This window comes from Streptomyces sp. NPDC093984, assembly GCF_044764595.1.
GTDB classification, from domain to species: domain Bacteria; phylum Actinomycetota; class Actinomycetes; order Streptomycetales; family Streptomycetaceae; genus Streptomyces; species Streptomyces cynarae.
This window is the reverse complement of the sequence record NZ_JBIWIM010000003.1, coordinates 553,179-571,571: the sequence shown is the minus strand read 5'-3', so window position 1 is coordinate 571,571 and position 18,393 is coordinate 553,179. Positions and strand designations below refer to the sequence as shown.

General features: G+C 72.2%; 16 protein-coding genes. 5 read left to right on the top strand and 11 right to left on the bottom strand.

Annotation, left to right across the window (positions count from 1 at the left end; all coding sequences use genetic code 11):
• Nucleotides 1-32 precede the first annotated feature (32 nt).
• The 5 genes from ACIRC0_RS14745 to ACIRC0_RS14725 all read right to left on the bottom strand — a co-directional run bounded on the left by ACIRC0_RS14745 (nt 33) and on the right by ACIRC0_RS14725 (nt 5,596).
• Nucleotides 33-1,040, bottom strand: coding sequence for an LLM class F420-dependent oxidoreductase (locus tag ACIRC0_RS14745; protein WP_403615893.1), 1,008 nt, complete (start codon nt 1,038-1,040; stop codon nt 33-35).
• Between the two features lie 123 nt (nt 1,041-1,163).
• On the bottom strand, nt 1,164-1,961 hold the full coding sequence (locus tag ACIRC0_RS14740) for a hypothetical protein (RefSeq protein WP_403615891.1): 798 nt from the start codon (nt 1,959-1,961) through the stop codon (nt 1,164-1,166).
• 158 nt (nt 1,962-2,119) lie between these two features.
• Nucleotides 2,120-3,073 (bottom strand): N-acetylmuramoyl-L-alanine amidase, encoded by a 954-nt coding sequence (locus ACIRC0_RS14735; protein WP_403615888.1) that lies wholly within the window; start codon nt 3,071-3,073, stop codon nt 2,120-2,122.
• Between the two features lie 10 nt (nt 3,074-3,083).
• The gene (locus ACIRC0_RS14730; RefSeq protein ID WP_403615885.1) at nt 3,084-3,746 is read right to left on the bottom strand and encodes a class I SAM-dependent methyltransferase; all 663 of its coding nucleotides are present in this window, start codon (nt 3,744-3,746) and stop codon (nt 3,084-3,086) included.
• 101 nt (nt 3,747-3,847) lie between these two features.
• Nucleotides 3,848-5,596 (bottom strand): MFS transporter, encoded by a 1,749-nt coding sequence (locus ACIRC0_RS14725; protein WP_403615883.1) that lies wholly within the window; start codon nt 5,594-5,596, stop codon nt 3,848-3,850.
• Nucleotides 5,597-5,931: 335 nt separating this feature from the next.
• Here ACIRC0_RS14725 and ACIRC0_RS14720 point away from each other — a divergent pair, with 335 nt between their 5' ends.
• Nucleotides 5,932-7,353, top strand: a complete 1,422-nt coding sequence (locus ACIRC0_RS14720) for an MFS transporter (protein ID WP_403615880.1) — start codon at nt 5,932-5,934, stop codon at nt 7,351-7,353.
• Nucleotides 7,354-7,372: 19 nt separating this feature from the next.
• On the opposite strand, the gene ACIRC0_RS14715 is transcribed toward ACIRC0_RS14720, so the two are convergent.
• Nucleotides 7,373-8,005: a response regulator gene (locus ACIRC0_RS14715; protein WP_403616506.1), complete on the bottom strand. Its 633-nt coding sequence runs from the start codon at nt 8,003-8,005 to the stop codon at nt 7,373-7,375.
• Nucleotides 8,006-8,305: 300 nt separating this feature from the next.
• Here ACIRC0_RS14715 and ACIRC0_RS14710 point away from each other — a divergent pair, with 300 nt between their 5' ends.
• Nucleotides 8,306-9,892, top strand: coding sequence for an alpha-L-arabinofuranosidase B (locus tag ACIRC0_RS14710; RefSeq protein ID WP_403615877.1), 1,587 nt, complete (start codon nt 8,306-8,308; stop codon nt 9,890-9,892).
• On the opposite strand, the gene ACIRC0_RS14705 is transcribed toward ACIRC0_RS14710, so the two are convergent.
• From ACIRC0_RS14705 to ACIRC0_RS14695, 3 genes are read right to left on the bottom strand one after another with little or no spacing between them, the layout of a single operon-like run.
• Entirely contained in the window at nt 9,870-11,156 is a 1,287-nt protein-coding gene (locus tag ACIRC0_RS14705) for a sensor histidine kinase (protein ID WP_403615874.1), read from the bottom strand. The genes ACIRC0_RS14710 and ACIRC0_RS14705 overlap by 23 nt on opposite strands.
• 16 nt (nt 11,157-11,172) lie before the next feature.
• Nucleotides 11,173-11,889 carry an ABC transporter permease gene (locus ACIRC0_RS14700; RefSeq protein WP_403615871.1) on the bottom strand — a complete coding sequence of 239 codons (717 nt, stop codon included), beginning with the start codon at nt 11,887-11,889 and terminating at the stop codon, nt 11,173-11,175.
• On the bottom strand, nt 11,889-12,800 hold the full coding sequence (locus ACIRC0_RS14695) for an ABC transporter ATP-binding protein (RefSeq protein ID WP_403615868.1): 912 nt from the start codon (nt 12,798-12,800) through the stop codon (nt 11,889-11,891). The genes ACIRC0_RS14700 and ACIRC0_RS14695 overlap by 1 nt, the downstream gene beginning before the upstream one ends.
• A 319-nt stretch (nt 12,801-13,119) precedes the next feature.
• Here ACIRC0_RS14695 and ACIRC0_RS14690 point away from each other — a divergent pair, with 319 nt between their 5' ends.
• The 3 genes from ACIRC0_RS14690 (at nt 13,120) to ACIRC0_RS14680 (ending at nt 16,268) form a co-directional block, all read left to right on the top strand.
• Nucleotides 13,120-14,046 (top strand): MaoC/PaaZ C-terminal domain-containing protein, encoded by a 927-nt coding sequence (locus tag ACIRC0_RS14690; RefSeq protein WP_403615866.1) that lies wholly within the window; start codon nt 13,120-13,122, stop codon nt 14,044-14,046.
• Between the two features lie 138 nt (nt 14,047-14,184).
• Nucleotides 14,185-15,261 (top strand): Zn-dependent alcohol dehydrogenase, encoded by a 1,077-nt coding sequence (locus tag ACIRC0_RS14685; RefSeq protein ID WP_403615864.1) that lies wholly within the window; start codon nt 14,185-14,187, stop codon nt 15,259-15,261.
• Between the two features lie 11 nt (nt 15,262-15,272).
• Nucleotides 15,273-16,268: a 3-oxoacyl-ACP reductase gene (locus ACIRC0_RS14680; protein ID WP_403615862.1), complete on the top strand. Its 996-nt coding sequence runs from the start codon at nt 15,273-15,275 to the stop codon at nt 16,266-16,268.
• A gap of 218 nt (nt 16,269-16,486) precedes the next feature.
• Here ACIRC0_RS14680 and ACIRC0_RS14675 read toward each other — a convergent pair whose 3' ends face one another.
• Together ACIRC0_RS14675 and ACIRC0_RS14670 are read right to left on the bottom strand one after the other, a co-directional pair.
• Complete coding sequence (locus ACIRC0_RS14675) at nt 16,487-16,651, bottom strand: hypothetical protein (RefSeq protein ID WP_366029189.1); 165 nt, start codon at nt 16,649-16,651, stop codon at nt 16,487-16,489.
• 50 nt (nt 16,652-16,701) lie between these two features.
• Complete coding sequence (locus ACIRC0_RS14670) at nt 16,702-18,000, bottom strand: hypothetical protein (protein ID WP_403616504.1); 1,299 nt, start codon at nt 17,998-18,000, stop codon at nt 16,702-16,704.
• Nucleotides 18,001-18,393 lie beyond the last annotated feature (393 nt).

Sequence of the window (18,393 nt, the reverse complement as noted above, 5' to 3'; positions counted from 1 at the left end):
GCGCTCCGCGGCGGTGCCCTACCCACCTTCGGTCAGTTGAGCTCGGCCAGCACCCGCAGCGTGTGCGGGTCCGGTGCCAGCGCCAGCAGGTCCGTCACCGGGCCCTTGCGCCACAACTCCAGCCGTTCCGCGATGCGTTCACGCGGACCGACCAGCGAGATCTCGTCCGCGAAGGCGTCCGGCACGGCCAGCACCGCCTCCTCGCGCCGCCCCTGAAGGAACAGCCGCTGGATACGGCGCGCCTCCTCCTCGTACCCCATGCGCGCCATCAGGTCGGCATGGAAGTTGCGGGCCGCGTGCCCCATCCCGCCGATGTAGAAGCCGAGCATCGCCTTCACCGGCAGCAGCCCCTCGGCGACGTCGTCGCAGACCTTCACCCGCGCCATCGGGGCCACGACGAACCCCTCACGCAGGTCGGTCAGCGCCGCCCCGTACACCTCCGGGCGGGTCGGCGACCAGTACAGCGGCAGCCAGCCGTCCGCGATCCGCACCGTCTGCGCCACGTTCTTCGGGCCCTCCGCGCCCAGCAGGACGGGCAGATCGGCGCGCAGGGGGTGCGTGATCGGCTTCAGGGGCTTGCCGAGACCGGTGCCCTCCGGGCCCGGGTAGGGCAGGGGGTGGAAGCGGCCGTCCAGCTCCACCGGCGCCTCGCGGCGCAGCACCTGCCGTACGACCTCGACGTACTCCCGGGTCGCGGTGAGCGGTGAGCTCGGGAACGGGCGCCCGTACCAGCCCTCCACCACCTGCGGCCCCGACAGGCCGAGGCCCAGCATCATGCGCCCGCCCGAGAGGTGGTCCAGGGTGAGCGCGTGCATCGCCGTGGTGGTGGGGGAGCGGGCCGCCATCTGGGCAACCGCCGTACCCAGCTTGATCCTTGACGTCCGCGCGGCGATCCAGGTGAGCGGCGTGAACGCGTCCGACCCCCAGGACTCGGCGGTCCACACCGAGTCGTAGCCGAGCCGTTCCGCCTCCCGCGCCAGCGTGACGTGGTCCGTCGCGGGGCCACGCCCCCAGTAGCCGAGCGCGAGTCCGAGCCGCATGCCGCCACCACTTCTCTGACGAAGTATCCCTGACGAAGTATCAGGTCCAAGGAGCGGCAGCGACTCTACGACAACGGCCCCCCGCCCGGAAGGGCGGAGGGCCGTGCGGACGGGCGGTGGGACTCAGCCGCGCTGGATGCCACTCGTGTCCTGCAGCACACCGCGGCGGCCGTCCTGCGTCTGCGCCACCAGGGCGGGGCCGCGCTGCTCGACGGCCAGGTACCAGGTGCCGGGCGCCAGTTCGGCGATCGGCGTGGGCGAGCCGTCCTCCGGGAACAGCGGGCGCGGCACCGGCACCGCGAACCAGAACGGCGAGAAGTCCGCGGCGGGAACCGTCTGCTGCGGCTGCTGACCGCCGAAAGGCTGCCCCTGCTGCGGCTGACCGTACGGCGACTGCTGCGCACCCGGGTAGCCGTACCCGCCCTGCGGCTGCCCGCCGTAGGGCTGCGGGGCGGCGGGCTTGGGGGCCGGCACGAGAGGGCCCTGCAGGGCCGGGACCAGCGGCGCGGCGATCGCCGCAGCGGCCATGACCACAGTGGCGACGAGGCCGAGGATCAGGCCGATGCCGGCGCTGACGCTGCCACCGCCACCGAGGTTGTCGACACCACCGATCGGGTCGAAGACGTTGCCGAGCGCGCTCCAGGCGGCGAAGACCGTGAAGGCGGCACCGAACTGCCCGAGGTCGAGCCCGGCGACCTTCGGCACCTGCGGCAGGCCGTGGGCGACGACGACCAGCGCGGCGCCGATGATGCCGGCCAGGAAGACGCTCAGCAGGAGCGGTCCGCTGGCCCAGGCGCTGGGGATGTCCGCGCTGCTGGGCGCCCCGTCGATCGAGTAGATGTCGAGGAACGACGCGATGAACAGCAATACCGCTGCTCCGATCACCACGCCGTCGCCTCTCGTGAGGGAGCGGATATTCACTTCGGGTCCTTCGTCTGTCGTCTCGTCGTCGGTGGAGGCATCGCTGTCACCATGTCGACCTCGGGCCGCGGTGCGAAGCGCGGGGGTGGCCCCTCATCGTAGAGATGACACTATCGTCAGCCCGGCCGGGGTGTCCGCCGGGTCCGAACCGATGATCACTACCCGCGCAGGAAACTCACGATTCCCTCAGAGATCCCCTGCGCCGCCTTCTGCCGCCACGAGCCGCTGGTCAGTTGTGCCGCGTCCTTGGTGTCGCGCATGTTGCCGCACTCGATGAAGACCTTGGGAACCGTTGACAGATTGAGACCGCCGAGATCGCTCCGTACGACGAGACCGGTGCCGTCGCCCACGTAGTTGGAGGGCGCGCTGCCGGTGACGCGGACGAAGTCGCCCGCGACGTGCTCGCCGAGGTCGCGGGAGGGGCCGGCGATGCGACGGGTGTCCGCGGCACCCTTGTGCACCGAGGCCGGCAGGATGACGTGGAAGCCGCGGTCGCCCTGGGCCGCGCCGTCCGCGTGGATGGAGATCGCCGCGTCCGCGTGCGCCTGGTTGCCGATCCGCGCCCGCTCGTCCACGCACGGCCCCCACGACCGGTCGCCGTCCTGCGTGAACTTCACCGTGGCACCCTGCTGCTCCAGGAGCGTGCGCAGCCGGCGCGCCACGTCCAGGGTGAACTGGGCCTCCGTGTAACCCGAGTTGGTGGACGTGCCGGTGGTGTCGCACTCCTTGGAGTTGGTGCCGATGTCGACCTTGCGGTTGATCTCGGCCGTGTGGTGGACGTTGCCGGGGTTGTGTCCGGGGTCGACGACGACGACCTTGCCCGCGAGCGGCTTGGAACCGGACCGTGCGGTGGACGACGCGTCCGGCTGCTCGCCGCTCTCCGCGCCACCGGCCGGGGAGGCCGGAGAGCCCGGGGCGGCGGACGGCGCGGTCCCCGCGGACCTGGTCGTGGGCGCCCCGCCCGTCGATCGACCGCCGCTGTCGGCCACCGCCTCGTAGACCAGCCAGCCGAGGAGCGCCGCGGGCACCAGCGCCGCGACCGTCACCGTCAGTGGCCCGCGCCGAGGGCGGCGGGGTTCGGGGGCATCGAAGTCCGGTCCAACGTACGACATGCCTGCGACCCTAACGGGACGATTCGCTCCTCGCCCGCGTTCGCCGCAGGACGCGCAGCGAGTCGCTCGCCGAGACCTCCGTGAACTCTCCGGACTGGAGGGCCCTCAGGTAGACGCGGTACGGGGCCTGGCCGGTGAACTCGTCCTCCGGCTCGGGGAACACGTCGTGGATGACGAGGAGGCCGTCCTGGGCCACATGGGGGGCCCAGCCCTCGTAGTCGGCGTTCGCGTGTTCGTCGGTGTGGCCGCCGTCGACGAACACCAGGCCGAGCGGGGTGTTCCACACCCTGGCCACCTGCGGCGAACGGCCCACCAGTGCGATCACGTGGTCCTCCAGGCCCGCCCTGTGCAGGGTGCGCCGGAAGGTGGGCAGCGTGTCCATCAGGCCGACCTCGGGGTCGACCGTCTCCGGGTCGTGGTAGTCCCAGCCCGGCTGCTGCTCCTCGCTGCCACGGTGGTGGTCGACGGTGAGCGCCGGGACCCCGGCGGCGCGGGCCGCGTCGGCGAGCAGGATCGTGGACCGGCCGCAGTACGTGCCGACCTCCAGCAGCGGCAGCCCGAGCCGCCCCGCCTCGACGGCGGCCTCGTACAGCGCGAGCCCCTCGTGCCGTGGCATGAACCCCTTCGCGGCCTCGAACGCGGCCAGGATCTCGGGCTTGGGCGCCGCGGGCATGGGGCGTCCTTTCGGTCGTACGGGCGTATGGACGCCCCATGCTGCCGCACCCCCCGGCGGCGCGGCGACGGGGGGTGCGGGTGGCGTGGACGGCGGGCTGCTCAGACCTCCGCCACCGGGACCGGCTCGCCCGGAAGCGACAGGTCCAGGTCCACCGGGCGGTCGTCGCCCGAGTGGGTGGCCGACGAGGCGACCGGGGCGTGGCCCGCGGCCCTGGCGGCCAGGACGTACGGGCCCTCGGCCGGCACCGTCAGCGTGTAGCTGCCGTCCTCCGCGGACAGCGTGGCGCCCGCCTGGCGGCCCCGGCGGTCGATCAGCGTGACCTTGGCGCGGGCGACCGGGGCGCCCTCGGCGTCCAGGACCCGGCCGCGGAAGCCCCGCAGCACCTCCTCGGCGCGCTCCAGGTTCGCGTCCTCCTCGCTGCTCGCGCGCAGCTGGGGCCGGGCCGCGGGGCGGCGGCCGGGCAGGAAGAGGGCGAGCAGCAGACCGAGGGCGACCGCGGCCGTCGCGATCAGGAAGGAGACCCGGAAGCCGTGCATGGTCGGGACGGCGAGACCGTTCACGTGGTTGGCCGTGTTCGCCAGCACCATGCCGATCACGGCACTCGACACCGACGTGCCGATGGACCGCATCAGGGTGTTCAGGCCGTTGGCCGCGCCCGTCTCCGAGGCCGGGACAGCGCCGACGATCAGGGCGGGCAGCGAGGAGTAGGCGAGGCCGATGCCGGCGCCCAGGACCACCGAGGTGATCACGGTCTGCCAGGCGGCGTCCATCAGGCCGAGGCCGCCGCCGTAGCCGAGGGCGATGACCAGCAGGCCGATGATCAGGGTGACCTTGGGGCCGTAGCGGGCGGACAGGCGGGCGTAGACCGGGGCGGTGAACATCATCGTCAGGCCCAGCGGTGCCACGCACAGGCCCGCGACGACCATGGACTGGCCAAGGCCGTAGCCGGTGGCGGTGGGCAGCTGAAGGAGCTGCGGCAGGACGAGCGAGACGACGTAGAAGCTGACGCCGACCATGATCGAGGCGAGGTTGGTGAGCAGCACCTCGCGGCGGGCGGTGGTGCGCAGGTCCACCAGCGGGGCGCTGATCCGCAGCTCGAGCACGCCCCACAGGAGCAGGATCGCGACGGACGCGCCGAACAGGCCGAGCGTGGTGCCGGAGGACCAGCCCCAGTCGCTGCCCTTGGTGATGGGCAGCAGGAGCAGCACCAGACCGGCGGACAGGCCGAGCGCGCCCAGCAGGTCGAAGGAGCCCTTCGCGCGCATCGGGGACTCCGGTACGGCGAGGAGGGTGAGGACGATGGAGAGGGCGCCGAGCCCGGCGGAGCCGTAGAACAGGGCGTGCCAGTTCGTGTGCTGGGCGACCAGGGCGGCGGCGGGCAGCGCCAGGCCGCCTCCGACGCCGATCGAGGAGCTCATCAGTGCCATCGCCGAGCCGAGCCGCTCGCGGGGCAGCATGTCACGCATCAGGCCGATGCCGAGCGGGATCGCGCCCATCGCGAAGCCCTGGAGCGTGCGGCCGACGATCATGGGCATCAGGGTGCTGGTGACGGCGCTGATCAGGGCGCCGACCACCATCACGGCCAGGCTGGTGAGCAGCATGCGCCGCTTGCCGTACAGGTCGCCGAGACGGCCCATGATCGGGGTGGCGACGGCGCCCGAGAGGAGGGTGGAGGTCAGGACCCAGGTGGCGTTGCTGGGCGTGGTGTGCAGCAGCTGGGGCAGATCCTTGATGACCGGGACGAGCAGCGTCTGCATCACCGCGACCACGATGCCCGCGAAGGCGAGCACCGGCACGATCGCGCCGTACGGCCTTGGCGCGGGCTGGTCGGTCGTTGGGTGCGTCATGGATCGGGGCCTCCGGGCCTGGTCGGTGTCGTGCGGAACGGGTCGCTCGGGACAGGGGGGCCGAGCGGACACGTGCTGGATGAACCCCGTATGCACAGGCAACTATTCCGATGCTTTGGCGTACTAACGAATTCTTGACCGATTCATGGGTTTCTGATCTCGCGTCAGGGGTCGGTCTGCTGATGGTGTGTCAGGGGATGCGTCTCGGTGGCCGCGGGCTCCGCCCGGGGATGCGTCGGGGGATGCGTCAAGGGATGTCGTACGTCCCAGGGCCGAGGCGGCGTGGGGCGAAATCCCGATGCGGACGGCGGGGCCGGGTTGGGAGCATGGCGCGCATGCTGCGAGCCGCCGAAGACACCGTGCCCACCCGTCGTACCGCGCCGCCCACCTGGGTGGTGGTCGCGCTCGCGTGCGCCGGGCAGTTCCTCGTCGTGCTCGACGTGTCCGTGGTCAACGTGGCGCTGCCGTCGATGCGGGCCGACCTCGGGCTGAGCGCGGCGGGACTGCAGTGGGTGGTGAACGCGTACGCGATCGCCTTCGCCGGGTTCATGCTGCTCGGCGGGCGGGCCGGGGACCTCTACGGGCGCAAGCGGATGTTCCTCATAGGGCTCGCCCTGTTCACGCTGGCCTCCCTCGTCGGCGGGCTGGCCCAGCAGGACTGGGAGCTGCTGGTCGGCCGGGCCGTACAGGGGCTCGGGGCGGCGGTGCTCGCACCCTCGACGCTGACGCTGCTCACCGCGGCGGTCCCGGAGGGCGCCGCACGGGCCCGGGCCATCGCCACCTGGACCGCTGTGGGCGCCGGCGGCGGCGCGGCGGGCGGGCTCGTCGGGGGAGTGCTGGTGGACGGGCTGTCGTGGCGCTGGGTGCTGCTGATCAACGTGCCGGTCGGCGCGGTCGTCCTGGCCGGGTCGGCACGGTGGCTCGTGGAGAGCCGCGCGGGGGACGGGCGGCGTCTGGACCTGCCGGGCGCCCTGCTGGTGACGGCGGGCCTCGGCACGCTCGCCTACGGGATCGTGCAGACGGAGGCGGAGGGCTGGACGGCGGCGGCGACGCTGGTGCCGCTCGCCGCCGGGCTCGCGCTCGTCGGCCTGTTCCTGGCCGTCGAGGCGCGGGCGAAGGCGCCCCTGATGCCGCTGAAGCTGCTGCGGGTGCGCTCGGTGTCCTCGGCGAACGCGGCCATGTTCGTCTCGGGCTCCGCGATGTTCTGCATGTGGTTCTTCATGACGCTGTACGCGCAGAACGTGCTCGGCTACTCGCCCCTGGACGCCGGGCTCGCCCTGGTGCCCAGCTCACTGGCCGTGGTACTCGGCTCGAAGGTCGCGCCGCAGGTGATGCGGAGCGTGGGGGCGCGGAACCTGGCGGTGCTCGGGACGCTGATCGCGGCGGCCGGGTTCGGCTGGCAGTCGACGATGACGGCGGACGGCTCGTACACGACGGCGATCATGTTCCCGGGCATCCTGATGATGCTGGGCGCCGGCCTGGCGGGTACCCCGCTCGCCGCGCTCGCGACATCGGGGGCCGCGCCGGGGGACGCCGGACTGGTGTCGGGGCTCGTCAACACCTCGCGCACCATGGGCGGTTCGCTCGGCCTCGCGGTGATGTCCACCATAGCGGCGACGCGCACCGGGGGGCGCGGTTCGGCCGGTGCCCTGACGGAGGGGTACGCCGAGGCGTTCCGGACGAGCGGGTACGTGCTGCTGGTGGGGGCGGTCCTGATGCTGGCGTGGCTGCCCCGGACGCGGACCGGCCAGGGCTGACCCGCCTTCGCGAAAGGCCCTACAGCCACCCCTGCTGCCGGGCCTCCCGCATCGCCTCCATGCGGTTGCGGGTGCCCGTCTTGCCGATGGCGGAGGAGAGGTAGTTGCGGACCGTCGACTCTGAGAGGTGGAGCCTGGCGGCGATGTCGGCGACCGTCGCCCCGTCCACGGAGGCCTTCAGCACGTCGCACTCTCGGGCGGTCAGCGGATTGGGGCCGGCGCTCAGGGCCGCCGCGGCCAGGGCCGGGTCGACGACCGTCTCGCCGGTGAGCACCCGGCGGATCGCCGCGGCCAGCTCCTCCACCGGCCCGTCCTTGACCAGGAAGCCGGCGGCGCCCGCCTCCAGGGCGCGGCGCAGATAGCCGGGGCGCCCGAAGGTGGTGAGGATCAGCACCCGGCAGCCCGGAGCCTCCTCCCGCAGCTCGGCCGCCGCGTCCAGGCCGCTCTTCCCGGGCAGCTCGATATCCAGCAGTGCCACGTCCGGGCGGTGGGTGAGCACGGCGTCCACGATCGCGTCACCCGCCGCGACCTGCGCGACGACCTCGATGTCCTCCTCCATGCCGAGCAGCAGGGCGAGGGCGCCGCGCATCATGCCCTGGTCCTCGGCAAGCAGTACCCGGACGCATCGCGTCGGCCGGTGACTTCGGGGCATCTCGTCCACGAGCCAAGAGTACGGGCAGCGGACCGGGTCCGTGACCGTACGGCCAACTCGCCCGCGCCGTCCGGCAATCAAAGACTCTCCATTGTTCCGTACCGCGAGTCTTGACGGATTCTGACCGTGGTCAAACAATCGGCTCGGCATTCGGAGAACTCCTGGGCAATTCCTGTGCCGTGCCAACTCCCGCAGCTGTTCGGAATTTCGACAGGGAACAGGTTCGGCATTTCGACCGAACGGCGTTCGGTATTTCGAAAGGCGCCCGCACGGCCCTACCAGAATCGGAAGAGGTACACCGTGTCCCCCACACCCCCGCCCCCACGGCCACAGCGCCTCAGAAGCACGGTCCTGTCCGCGCTGGCCGCGTTCGTGACCGTGGTCGCGCTCGCCCTCGGCCTCACGGTCGGCGCAGGGGCGCCCCAGGCCGCCGCCGCGGGCTCGCTCCCGTGCGACATCTACGCCGCCGCCGGCACCCCCTGCGTTGCCGCGCACAGCCTCGTCAGGGCGCTCTACTCCTCGTACAACGGCCCGCTCTACCAGGTGAAACGCGCCTCGGACAGCGCGACGACGAACATCGGCCTGCTGGCGGCCGGCGGATACGCCAACGCGGCCGCCCAGGACTCCTTCTGCTCCGGCACGACCTGCATCATCACCGAGATCTACGACCAGTCCTCCCGCCACAACGACCTCACCGTCGAGGGCGCGGGCGGGGCCGGAGCGGCCGACGTCGGCGCGCCCGCGGACGCGCTGCCGGTGACCGTCGGCGGACACCAGGTCTACGGCCTGGAGATCTCGGCCGGCATGGGCTACCGGGACAACTCGACCTCGGGCGTCGCGGTCAACGGGCAGGCCGAGGGGATGTACATGGTCACCTCCGGCACGCACGTCAACGGCCGCTGCTGCTTCGACTACGGCAACGCCGAGACCAACAACATGGACACCGGCAACGGCCACATGGACGCCATCAACTTCGGCACCGAGTGCTGGTTCTCACCGTGCTACGGGCAGGGCCCCTGGGTCCAGGCCGACCTGGAGAACGGCCTGTTCCAGTCGGATTCCGGCTACAGCAAGAACACCTCCAACACCGGCACAGGACCGCTTCCCTTCGTGACCGCGCTGCTGAAGAACAACGGCCAGAACCATTTCGCGCTGAAATACGGCAATGCCCAGTCCGGCGGTCTCACCACCACCTATTCCGGCGGCGAACCCACCGTGGGCGGCGGCGGCTACTCGCCGATGCACCAGGAGGGCGCGATCGTCCTCGGCACCGGCGGCGACAACAGCAACGGCTCCATCGGGTCCTTCTTCGAGGGCGTGATGACCTCCGGCATCCCGACCGACGCCGCCGACGACTCCGTACAGGCGAACATCGTCTCCGTCGGCTACGGCGGCGCGACCGGCTCCACCGGCTCCCTCACCCCCGGTTCCGAGATCTCGCTGCGCGCCACCACCTCCTGCTGCACCGGTGACTACATCCGCCACCAGAACAACACGGCGGTCATCTCCCCGATCACATCGAGCAGTTCGAGTCTCGACAAGAACGACGCCACCTGGATCGTCCGCCGGGGCCTCGCGAGCAGCTCCTGCGTCTCCTTCGAGTCCAGGAACTACCCGGGCGACTTCCTGCGGCACTACAACTACCAGCTCCTGCGGCAGCCCATGGACGGCACCGCGCAGTTCAGAGCCGACGCCACGTTCTGCCCGGGGACCGGCAAGAGCGGCACCGGGACGTCGTTCGCCTCGTACAACTACCCGAGCAAATACATCCGCCACTACGACTACAACGTCTACATCGCGAGCAACGGCGGCTCGAACACCTGGGACAGCTCAACGTCATGGACGAACGACGTGAGCTGGGTGGTCAGTCAGCCCTGGGCGCCGTAGCCGCCGCGGACAGCGACTGAGGGGGCGGCTGAACGGGCGTCGCGGACTCCACCGGGAGTTCGGCGGTGACCGTGAAGCCGCCCCGCGGCGACGGGCCGGCCCGCAGGGAGCCGCCCGCCGCCGCGAGCCGTTCGGTCAGGCCCTTCAGACCCGTCCCGCCGACACCCGCCGGGGCCGGCACGGCGGGCGCGCCGCTCCCGTTGTCCGCGACCGTCAGCCGGACGCGCTCCGAGGTCCCGTCGACGGTGATCTCACACCGGTTCGCGCCGCTGTGCCGTACCGCGTTGGTGACCGCCTCGCGCACCACCCAGCCCAGCAGGGCCTCCGTCTGCGAGACCAGGGGAGGACCGGAGCGGCGCACCACGGGCTCGATGCCGGCGGCGGTCAGGGCCGAGCGGGCCCGGTCCAGTTCCGTGCCGAGGCTGCCCTCGCGGTAGCCGGTCACCGCCTCGCGTATCTCGGTGAGCGCCTGCCGGCCGACGGACTCGATGTCCGTGACCTGGGCCAGCGCCGCCTCCAGGTCACGCGGGGCCAGGCGCCGGGCCGCCTCCGACTTCACCACGATCACCGAGAGCGTGTGGCCGAGCAGGTCGTGCAGGTCCCGGGAGAAGCGCAGGCGTTCCTGCTCCACGGCGCGGTGGGCCAGCTCCTCGCGGGCGGCGCGCAGTTCCCGTACGGCCTCGGAGAGGGACAGGATCGCCGCGGTCACCATCGTCGACAGGAACGTGCCGTACGCGACGTTCAGCCCGTCCCAGCCGTCGCGCAGGCAGGAGACGGCACCCGCGACCGCGGTGAGGGCGAGGCCCGTCCTGCCGAGCCAAGGGCCTCGCACGACCGCTCCCGTCGCGAGGCCCAGCAGCGGGAAGAACAGCAGCCAACTGCCGCCGTACCCGATGGCCAGGCCGAAGGTCACCACGCCCATCACGACCAGCGCCGCCCGCGTGGACCCGGCCTGACGCGTCTGCTTGTGGAAGGCCCGGAACACCACGTAGATGTAGCAGGAGTTGAAGGCGAGCAGGCCCAGACCGCCGATCCACGGGTTGGGGGTCTTGCCCTGGAAGAGGTTGGAGAAGGCGCCCATCCCCATCAGCAGCCAGGGCAGCAGGGAGAATCCGGTGGGCGGTGGCCCCGGGTTCTCGGGCACCTTCCCGGCCTTCCGGGCGGCCTTCCGCTCGGCCTTGAACCGCTCCGTCTCCTCTTTCCACGTCTGCCGCGCCTGCTGCCAGGCACTGAGACGGCACGAGACCTTTCGCACCCAGGACATGTCCCTGTTCCCCCGATCAGATCGTCCCCGCGGTCCTGCGGTAGGACAGCACAGCGTAGGAACCGAACGCCAGCAGCCAGGCCGCGAGGACCACGATCGCGCCCAGGGCCGGGGCATGGCCGTCCGCGACCGCTGTGCCGAGCTCGGCGAAGCGGTGGGTCGGTGTGTACGCGGACACCGAGCGCAGCCAGCCCGGGAACAGGGACAGCGGGAACCACAGGCCGCCGAGCACCGCCAGACCCAGGTTGCAGATCATGTTCGTCACGCCCGTGGTCTGGGCGGTCAGCCGGTAGCCGTTGCCGAGGCCGAGCAGGGTGAAGGGGATCGAGCCGAGCCACAGCAGCAGCGCGATCGCCGCCCACTGCCAGGCCGCCAGGCGTACGCCGTTGACCAGTCCGCCCGCCGCGAGCACCGCGACGATCGCGGGCAGCACGGTCACCGATCCGGTCAGCGCCCGGCCGGCGACGACCTGACGGGGGGTCATCGGGGTCACCCTCAGCTGCCGCAGCCAGCCGATCGCCCGGTCCTCGGCCACCCCGCCACCGGTGTTCAGCGCCGAGCCGACCGCGCCGTACGCGGCCATGCCCACCATGGAGGCCGTCCTCCAACTGCCGTCGTTGTCACCGATGTTGGTGAACAACAGGTACATCATCACCGGCATCGCGACCCCGCCGACCACAAAGCCCACGTCGCGCAGGGTCCGGCGCACCTCGAGCCGCAGGTAGTCCCACATCACACCGTCTCCTTCTCACGTGAGGTCAGGGCGAGGAACGCGTCGTCCAGCGACGCCGGGACGACCTCCAGGCCTCGTATCGCGTCCAGTCCTGCCAGGGCGATCACGGTCGCGTCGGAGTCGTCCGTGCGCAGCAGCGCCCGGTCCCCGCGCACCTCCACCGACCGCACACCGGGCAGCAGCTCCAGGCCCGCCGTGCCGCGCCCGGCCAGGTCGAAGGAGACCAGGTTGCCGCCCGCGGCCCGCCTCAGCTGCTCGCCCGTGCCGTCCGCGACGACCCGGCCCCGGTCGATGACGACGATCCGGTCGGCGTGCGCGTCCGCCTCCTCCAAGTAGTGCGTGGAGAACAGGACGGTGTGGCCGCGCCGGGCGTAGGCCCGCATCGAGTCCCAGAAGGCGTGCCGCGCCTCCACGTCCAGCGCGGCGGTCGGCTCGTCCAGCACGAGCAGCGAGGGATTCCCGGCGAGCGCCACCGCGAACCGCACCCGCTGGGTCTGGCCGCCGGAGAGCCGGTCCACGCGCCGCCCGGCCAGGTCCGCGATCCCGGCCAGCTCCAGGGCCCGGGCGACGGGCAGCGGGTCGGGGTAGCGGCCGGCCACGAAGGAGACCAGCTCGCGCACGGTGACCCGGGGTACCGCCCGCGCCTCCTGGAGCATGGCGCCCACCCGGCCCGCGCGCACGGCGTGCTCCGGGGGCGCGCCGAAGAGCTCGACCGCCCCCTCGTCCGGCTCGTTCAGGCCGAGCAGCAGCGAGATCGTCGTCGACTTCCCGGCGCCGTTGCGACCGAGCAGCGCGACCGTCTCGCCGTGCTCCAGCCGCAGGTCGATGCCGTCCACGGCGCGCAGGGCACCGTAGGTCTTGACCGCCCCCGTGAAGGACACCGCCGGTGGTGTCCCAGTCGTCTTCTTCATGCGTACGACGCTATGCGGGGGGCGGTACCGCCCGGCAGAGGCGTTTGTCAGCGATACGGCAGGACAAATGTCCCGCTCCCGTCCCGGGCCCCGCTCCCGTCCCGGGCCCTGCTCCCGTCCCGGGCCCTGCTCCCGTCCCGGGCCCCGCTCCCGTCCCGGGTAGTCGGAGCTGACACGACGTCAGGAGCCTTCACAACGCGGGACCGCTGGGCTATACAGGGTCCGCCGGACTGGAACGCGTTCCTGTTCTGCCCGTGACGACCTCGGTGCGGCCGACGGTGCGGACGGCCGTACCGAGGTCTCGACCGTCAGGAGCCCCATGCCCATCGACGAAGCCTTGGCCCTCGCGGCCGAACCCCGGACCGGCGAGATCACCTGGACCCCCAAGGACGTGCAGCTCTACCACCTCGGCATCGGCGCCGGCATCCCCGCCACCGACCCCGACGAACTGCGCTACACCCTCGAGTCCCGGCTCCACGTCCTGCCCAGCTTCGCCACCGTCGCCGGCGCGGGCTCCCCGGGCGTGATCAGCGGTCTGTCCATGCCCGGCGTGGACGTCGACCTCGCCTGCGTCCTGCACGGCGGCCAGTCGCTGACGATCCACCGCCCGATCCCGGTCAAGGGCAGGGCCACGGCGACCTCCCGCATCGCCGCCGTGTACGACAAGGGCAAGGCGGCTGTCCTCGTCATGCGCACCGAGGTCGCCGACGCCGACGGCCCGCTGTGGACCAACGACGCGCAGATCTTCGTACGGGGAGAGGGCGGCTGGGGCGGCGACCGCGGGCCGTCGGCCCGGCTGGATGCGCCCACAGGCGAGCCCGACAAGGTCGTCGAACGGACCGTCCGCGAGGACCAGGCCCTGCTCTACCGCCTCTCCGGCGACTGGAACCCCCTGCACGCCGACCCCGAGTTCGCCAAGCTCGCCGGATTCGAACGGCCCATCCTGCACGGTCTGTGCACCTACGGCATGACGCTCAAGACGGTCGTCGACACGCTGCTCGGCGGCGACGTGACCCGGGTGCGCTCTTACGCCACGCGGTTCGCCGGGGTGGTGTACCCGGGGGAGACCTTGCGCATTCGCATGTGGCGGCAGGGGGCGAAGGGGTCTGAGGGATCGGAGGGGGCGATGGTGTCGAAGGGCTCGCACGGGGCGCAAGAGGCGCAGGGCGTGGTGCGGGTGACCGTGGGCGCGGTCGAGCGGGGTGATGCGCCGGTCCTCGCCGACACGGTCGTCGAGCATTCCTGAGCCGCCGAGCCGCCGAGCCGCCGAGCCGCCGAGCCGCCGAGCCGCCGAGCCGCTGAGCCGCCGAGCCGTCCAAGCAGTCCTGAGTCACCGAGCCGCCGAACACTCCTGAGCCACCGAGCCTCCGAGGGGAGCCGCACCATGCGCGCAGCCGTACTGCACGAGATCGGCCAGGACAAGCTGGAGGTCCTCGACGACGTCGAGGCGACGGGCTTCGGCCCCGGCAGGGTCAGGATCCGGGTGCGCGCCACCGGGCTGTGCCACTCGGACCTGTCCGCCATGAGCGGGGTGCTGCCGCAGCCCGGGCCGTTCGTGCCCGGGCACGAGGGAGCGGGGGAGATCCTCGAGGTCGGCGAGGGGGTGAGCCGTGTGAAGCAGGGGGACAGGGTGGTCGTGTGCTGGCTGCCCGCCTGCGGCGCGTGCCCCGCCTGCCGGCGCGGACAGACCGAGCTGTGCCTGGCCGGGTTCATGAACGCGGGCACCCCCAACTTCAGGCGCCCCGGCGGGGACGTCTTCGGCTTCGCGGGAACCGGCACCTTCGCCGAGGAGGTCGTCGTCGACGCGGGCTGCGCGGTCCCGATCCCGGACGACGTGCCGTTCGACATCGCCGCGCTCATCGGCTGTGGGGTGACGACGGGGCTGGGCGCGGCGCTCAACACCGCAGATCTGGAGGCCGGTTCGTCGGTGGCGGTCATCGGCTGCGGGGGCGTCGGCATCTCCGCGATCCAGGGGGCGCGGCTGAAGGGCGCCGCCGAGATCGTCGCCGTCGACCCGGTCGCCTCGCGCCGTGAGGCGGCGCTGAGGTTCGGCGCCACCAGGGCCGTGTCACCGGACGAGCTGCCCGACGCCAAGCAGCAGGTCACCGGCGGTGAGGGCTTCGACTACGTCTTCGAGGTCGTCGGGAAGTCGGCCACGGCCCGCACGGCGTACGAGAACACCCGGCGCGGCGGCACGCTGGTGATCGTAGGCGCGGGCGCCATGGACGACTTCCTCCAACTCAACATGTTCGAGCTGTTCTTCGACGAGAAGCGGATCCTGCCGTCCCTGTACGGCGGCGGCGACGTGCTGCGCTCCTACGAGCGCACCATCGCCCTGTGGCGGGCGGGCCGCATCGACCTGGAGGGGCTGATCACCCACCGGGTGCCGCTGACCGAGATCAACGAAGCGCTGGACCAGATGCGTACCGGCACCGCCCTGCGTACGTGCATCGAGACCTGAGGACGCAACCCATGTCACTGCCACTCGAGGGGCTGTCCGCGATCGTCACCGGCGCCGCACGCGGACTCGGCCGGGCCGAGGCGCTGGAACTCGCCCGGCTCGGCGCGGCCGTCGTCGTCAACGACTATGGACAGCCCGGGCGATGGGGGTCCCCCCTGCTCGAGCGAAGCCGAGAGCTTGGGGGAGGGTCGGGGCAGGCCTCCACGGCCCCCGCCCAGACGGTCGTCGCCGAGATCCGCGCGGCAGGCGGCCGGGCCGTCGCCCACACCGGGGACGTGTCGGACTTCGAACAGGCCCGTGCGCTGGTCGAGTCGGCCGTCGAGGAGTTCGGCAAGCTCGACATCCTCGTCAACAACGCGGGCATCCTGCGCGACCGCATGGTCTTCTCCATGTCCGAGGAGGAGTGGGACGCGGTGGTCCGGGTCCACCTCAAAGGCCACTTCAACACCACCCGCTTCGCCGCCGCGCACTGGCGGGCCCGCTCCAAGGCGGAGGGCGGGCCGGTGTACGGGCGGATCGTGAACACGTCCTCGGAGGCGTTCCTGGCGGGATCGGCCGGGCAGCCCAACTACGCGGCGGCCAAGGGCGGAATCGTCGGCCTCACCACGTCGACGGCGCTCGCCCTCGCCAAGTACGGCGTCACCGCGAACGTGATCTGCCCGCGCGCCCGGACCCGTATGACCGAGGACGTGTTCGCCGGCTCGGAACCACCGGACGACGGCCTCGACCCGCTCGCGCCCGAGCACGTCGCCCCCCTCGTCGGCTATCTGGCCTCACCCGCCGCCGCGCAGGTCAACGGGCAGCTCCTCGTCGTCCACGGCGGCATGGTGGCGATCGTCGAACGGCCGCGGGTGCGGGCGAAGTTCGACACCAAGCAGGACGCCTTCACGTACGACGAACTCGACGCGCTCCTCACCCCGCACTACGCCGAGCGGCCGCGGGGCGAGACGTTCGCGGCGGTGGAGGTGCTGGGGCTGCGGCACGAGGGGGCGTCGGGGGATCGCTGAAAGCGGCACGTTGGGGCGTGGGGGATCGCTGAAATCGGCACGACGGGCGTGGGGGATAGCTAAATCGGCACGACGGGGCGTGGGGGGAACACGAAAGCGCTCGGCGAGGGGCTCCTGTGCGACGGCCCCGCCCGTCGCGGGGACGGGCGGGGCCGAAGAGACCCGGCAGCCGACGGGTACGACGGCTGCCGAACCTCACCTCACGCAGCGGACGCGGTTCAGGCCGCTGTGCCGGTCTGTTGCTGCTGGCCGGACGGCTTGCGGTGCCGGCCGTGCGGCGCCGCCTCGTGGTCCTCGGCGGAGACCGGACCGCGGTGCTTGCCGTGCCCCGGGATCTCCTGGGCCTCGGCAGACAGTGGCTGTGTGGTGCTGGTGTCGTTCATCGGAAGTGTCCACCCCGTCAAAACATGATCGTTCGTACAGCCGAGCGAGTCTAACGGGCGGCAACGACAGCCGTGCCGGGGGCCGGGGGTGTCGTGCTGCGGCTGCCGCCCTGGCCCTGCGCGTGCCCGGGGAACCCGTCCTTACTCCCCACCGGTGCCTGTCTTTTGCGGATCCACACGAGGGGGGTCGAGGCCGCCTCGGCGCGCCGCGGCGACAGCGCCTGCTGCAACGTGACCGGTCGCGTCATGGACGGCTCCGGGGGCTCCGGCGGCCACGGAACCGGCTGTTCCTCCGTCTCCCGGGCCGGCGCGGCGACCGCCGGCCCGGGCACCTCCAGCCGCGCCACCCCGCACCGCACGGCACCCGTCGCGTACGGCAGCCGCAGCACGCCGTCCCGCGTCCACAGCCCCGCCCCCGCCAACCAGCCCGTCGGCGCGGCGAGTTGGTGCACCCTGCGGTCCGCGGGGCGCCACACCCCGACCCAACTGCCGGCCGGCCCGTCTATGCGTAGCGCCACCGCGCAGCTCTCCGGTGTCAGCGCCTGCCCCGGCTGAATGGCGAACGGCGTCGCCGGGCGGTCGAGCCGCAGGCACTCAGGGAAACGCACCGGCAGCGTGCTCCCCAACACCCCCCAGCCGAGCCGCTCCCGGCCCGGTGAGGGGGCGTCCGACCGGATCAGCAGCAGGCCGCTGTCCGGGTCGGCGAGCAGCAGTCGGTCATTGCTGCCGTCCGCGATCTGCAGCAGCGGCGACACCTCGCCGTCCCGCTCCAGATCGACCACCACCGTCTTGGTGGGACCCCCGTCCGGCGGCGTGCGGTCCACGGCCAGCAGCCGGCCCGCGCGGTCCAGCCACACCCCGCCCGAGCACCGGCCCGGCACCTGAGCGACCCGCTCGGGCCCCCTGGGGCCGCCCGCCACCAGCCACACCGCGCTCGCCCCCTCACCCACCTCCAGCGCGAACGCGCGGTCCCCCGTCGGCGCGGGCGGCAGCAGCCGCAGCCGGGTCTCCTCCGTGGGGCACTCCACCGTGCCCAGCAGCCGCTCCCCGGTCCCCGGCCCGGTCGGGTACAGCAGCGAGAACGTGTGCCGCCCGGCCGCGGCGCGGTGGATGAGCACCCGCCCGTCGGCCAAGGGCTGCACTTCGGTGCCGGGCTCCTCGGGCTGGTTGACGGGCAGCGGTACGGCGTACGGTTCCGGGCCGTCCAGGGTCCAGCGCTCCGGGTACCAGGACGCGCCGTCCAGAGCGAGACGCGCCGCATAGGAACCGTCCGCGGTGATCACGCATCCGGGCGCGGGCGCCCCTTCGGGGCCGTTCGCCGTGGCGGATGTGAAGGCACAGGCCGTCATCATTCGGTCACCTCCGGCGAGAAAGCTAGTTTTCGTACGCACAGGCGTGACATCCCCCGGCCGTCGCTTCACACGTAAGGGTGTCGGTGCGGGGATTCCTGTGAATAAACGGGGGCGGCTGTGCTGCACAAGGGGGCGCGCGGACGGCCGACTCACCACCTCGGCACGACCGGACGACGACTGGACGAGGACTGGAGGACGACCGGACGAGGACTGGAGGACGACCGGACGTGGACTGGAGGACGACCGGACGTGGACTGGAGGACGACTGGACGTGGACTGGAGGACGACTGGACGAGGACTGGACGACGTGGACGACGACCGAACGACGTCTGGACGACGTCTGGACGACATCTGGACGGGAGCCGTGCTCATACGGTTCGGCGAGCTGGC

Coding starts and splice junctions, on each gene's coding strand:
- ACIRC0_RS14745 (WP_403615893.1), bottom strand. CDS start 1,040: ATGCGGCTCGGACTCGCGCTCGGCTACTGGGGGCGTGGCCCCGCGACG.
- ACIRC0_RS14735 (WP_403615888.1), bottom strand. CDS start 3,073: ATGTCGTACGTTGGACCGGACTTCGATGCCCCCGAACCCCGCCGCCCT.
- ACIRC0_RS14730 (WP_403615885.1), bottom strand. CDS start 3,746: ATGCCCGCGGCGCCCAAGCCCGAGATCCTGGCCGCGTTCGAGGCCGCG.
- ACIRC0_RS14725 (WP_403615883.1), bottom strand. CDS start 5,596: ATGACGCACCCAACGACCGACCAGCCCGCGCCAAGGCCGTACGGCGCG.
- ACIRC0_RS14720 (WP_403615880.1), top strand. CDS start 5,932: ATGCTGCGAGCCGCCGAAGACACCGTGCCCACCCGTCGTACCGCGCCG.
- ACIRC0_RS14715 (WP_403616506.1), bottom strand. CDS start 8,005: ATGCCCCGAAGTCACCGGCCGACGCGATGCGTCCGGGTACTGCTTGCC.
- ACIRC0_RS14705 (WP_403615874.1), bottom strand. CDS start 11,156: ATGTCCTGGGTGCGAAAGGTCTCGTGCCGTCTCAGTGCCTGGCAGCAG.
- ACIRC0_RS14700 (WP_403615871.1), bottom strand. CDS start 11,889: ATGTGGGACTACCTGCGGCTCGAGGTGCGCCGGACCCTGCGCGACGTG.
- ACIRC0_RS14695 (WP_403615868.1), bottom strand. CDS start 12,800: ATGAAGAAGACGACTGGGACACCACCGGCGGTGTCCTTCACGGGGGCG.
- ACIRC0_RS14690 (WP_403615866.1), top strand. CDS start 13,120: ATGCCCATCGACGAAGCCTTGGCCCTCGCGGCCGAACCCCGGACCGGC.
- ACIRC0_RS14685 (WP_403615864.1), top strand. CDS start 14,185: ATGCGCGCAGCCGTACTGCACGAGATCGGCCAGGACAAGCTGGAGGTC.
- ACIRC0_RS14680 (WP_403615862.1), top strand. CDS start 15,273: ATGTCACTGCCACTCGAGGGGCTGTCCGCGATCGTCACCGGCGCCGCA.
- ACIRC0_RS14675 (WP_366029189.1), bottom strand. CDS start 16,651: ATGAACGACACCAGCACCACACAGCCACTGTCTGCCGAGGCCCAGGAG.
- ACIRC0_RS14670 (WP_403616504.1), bottom strand. CDS start 18,000: ATGACGGCCTGTGCCTTCACATCCGCCACGGCGAACGGCCCCGAAGGG.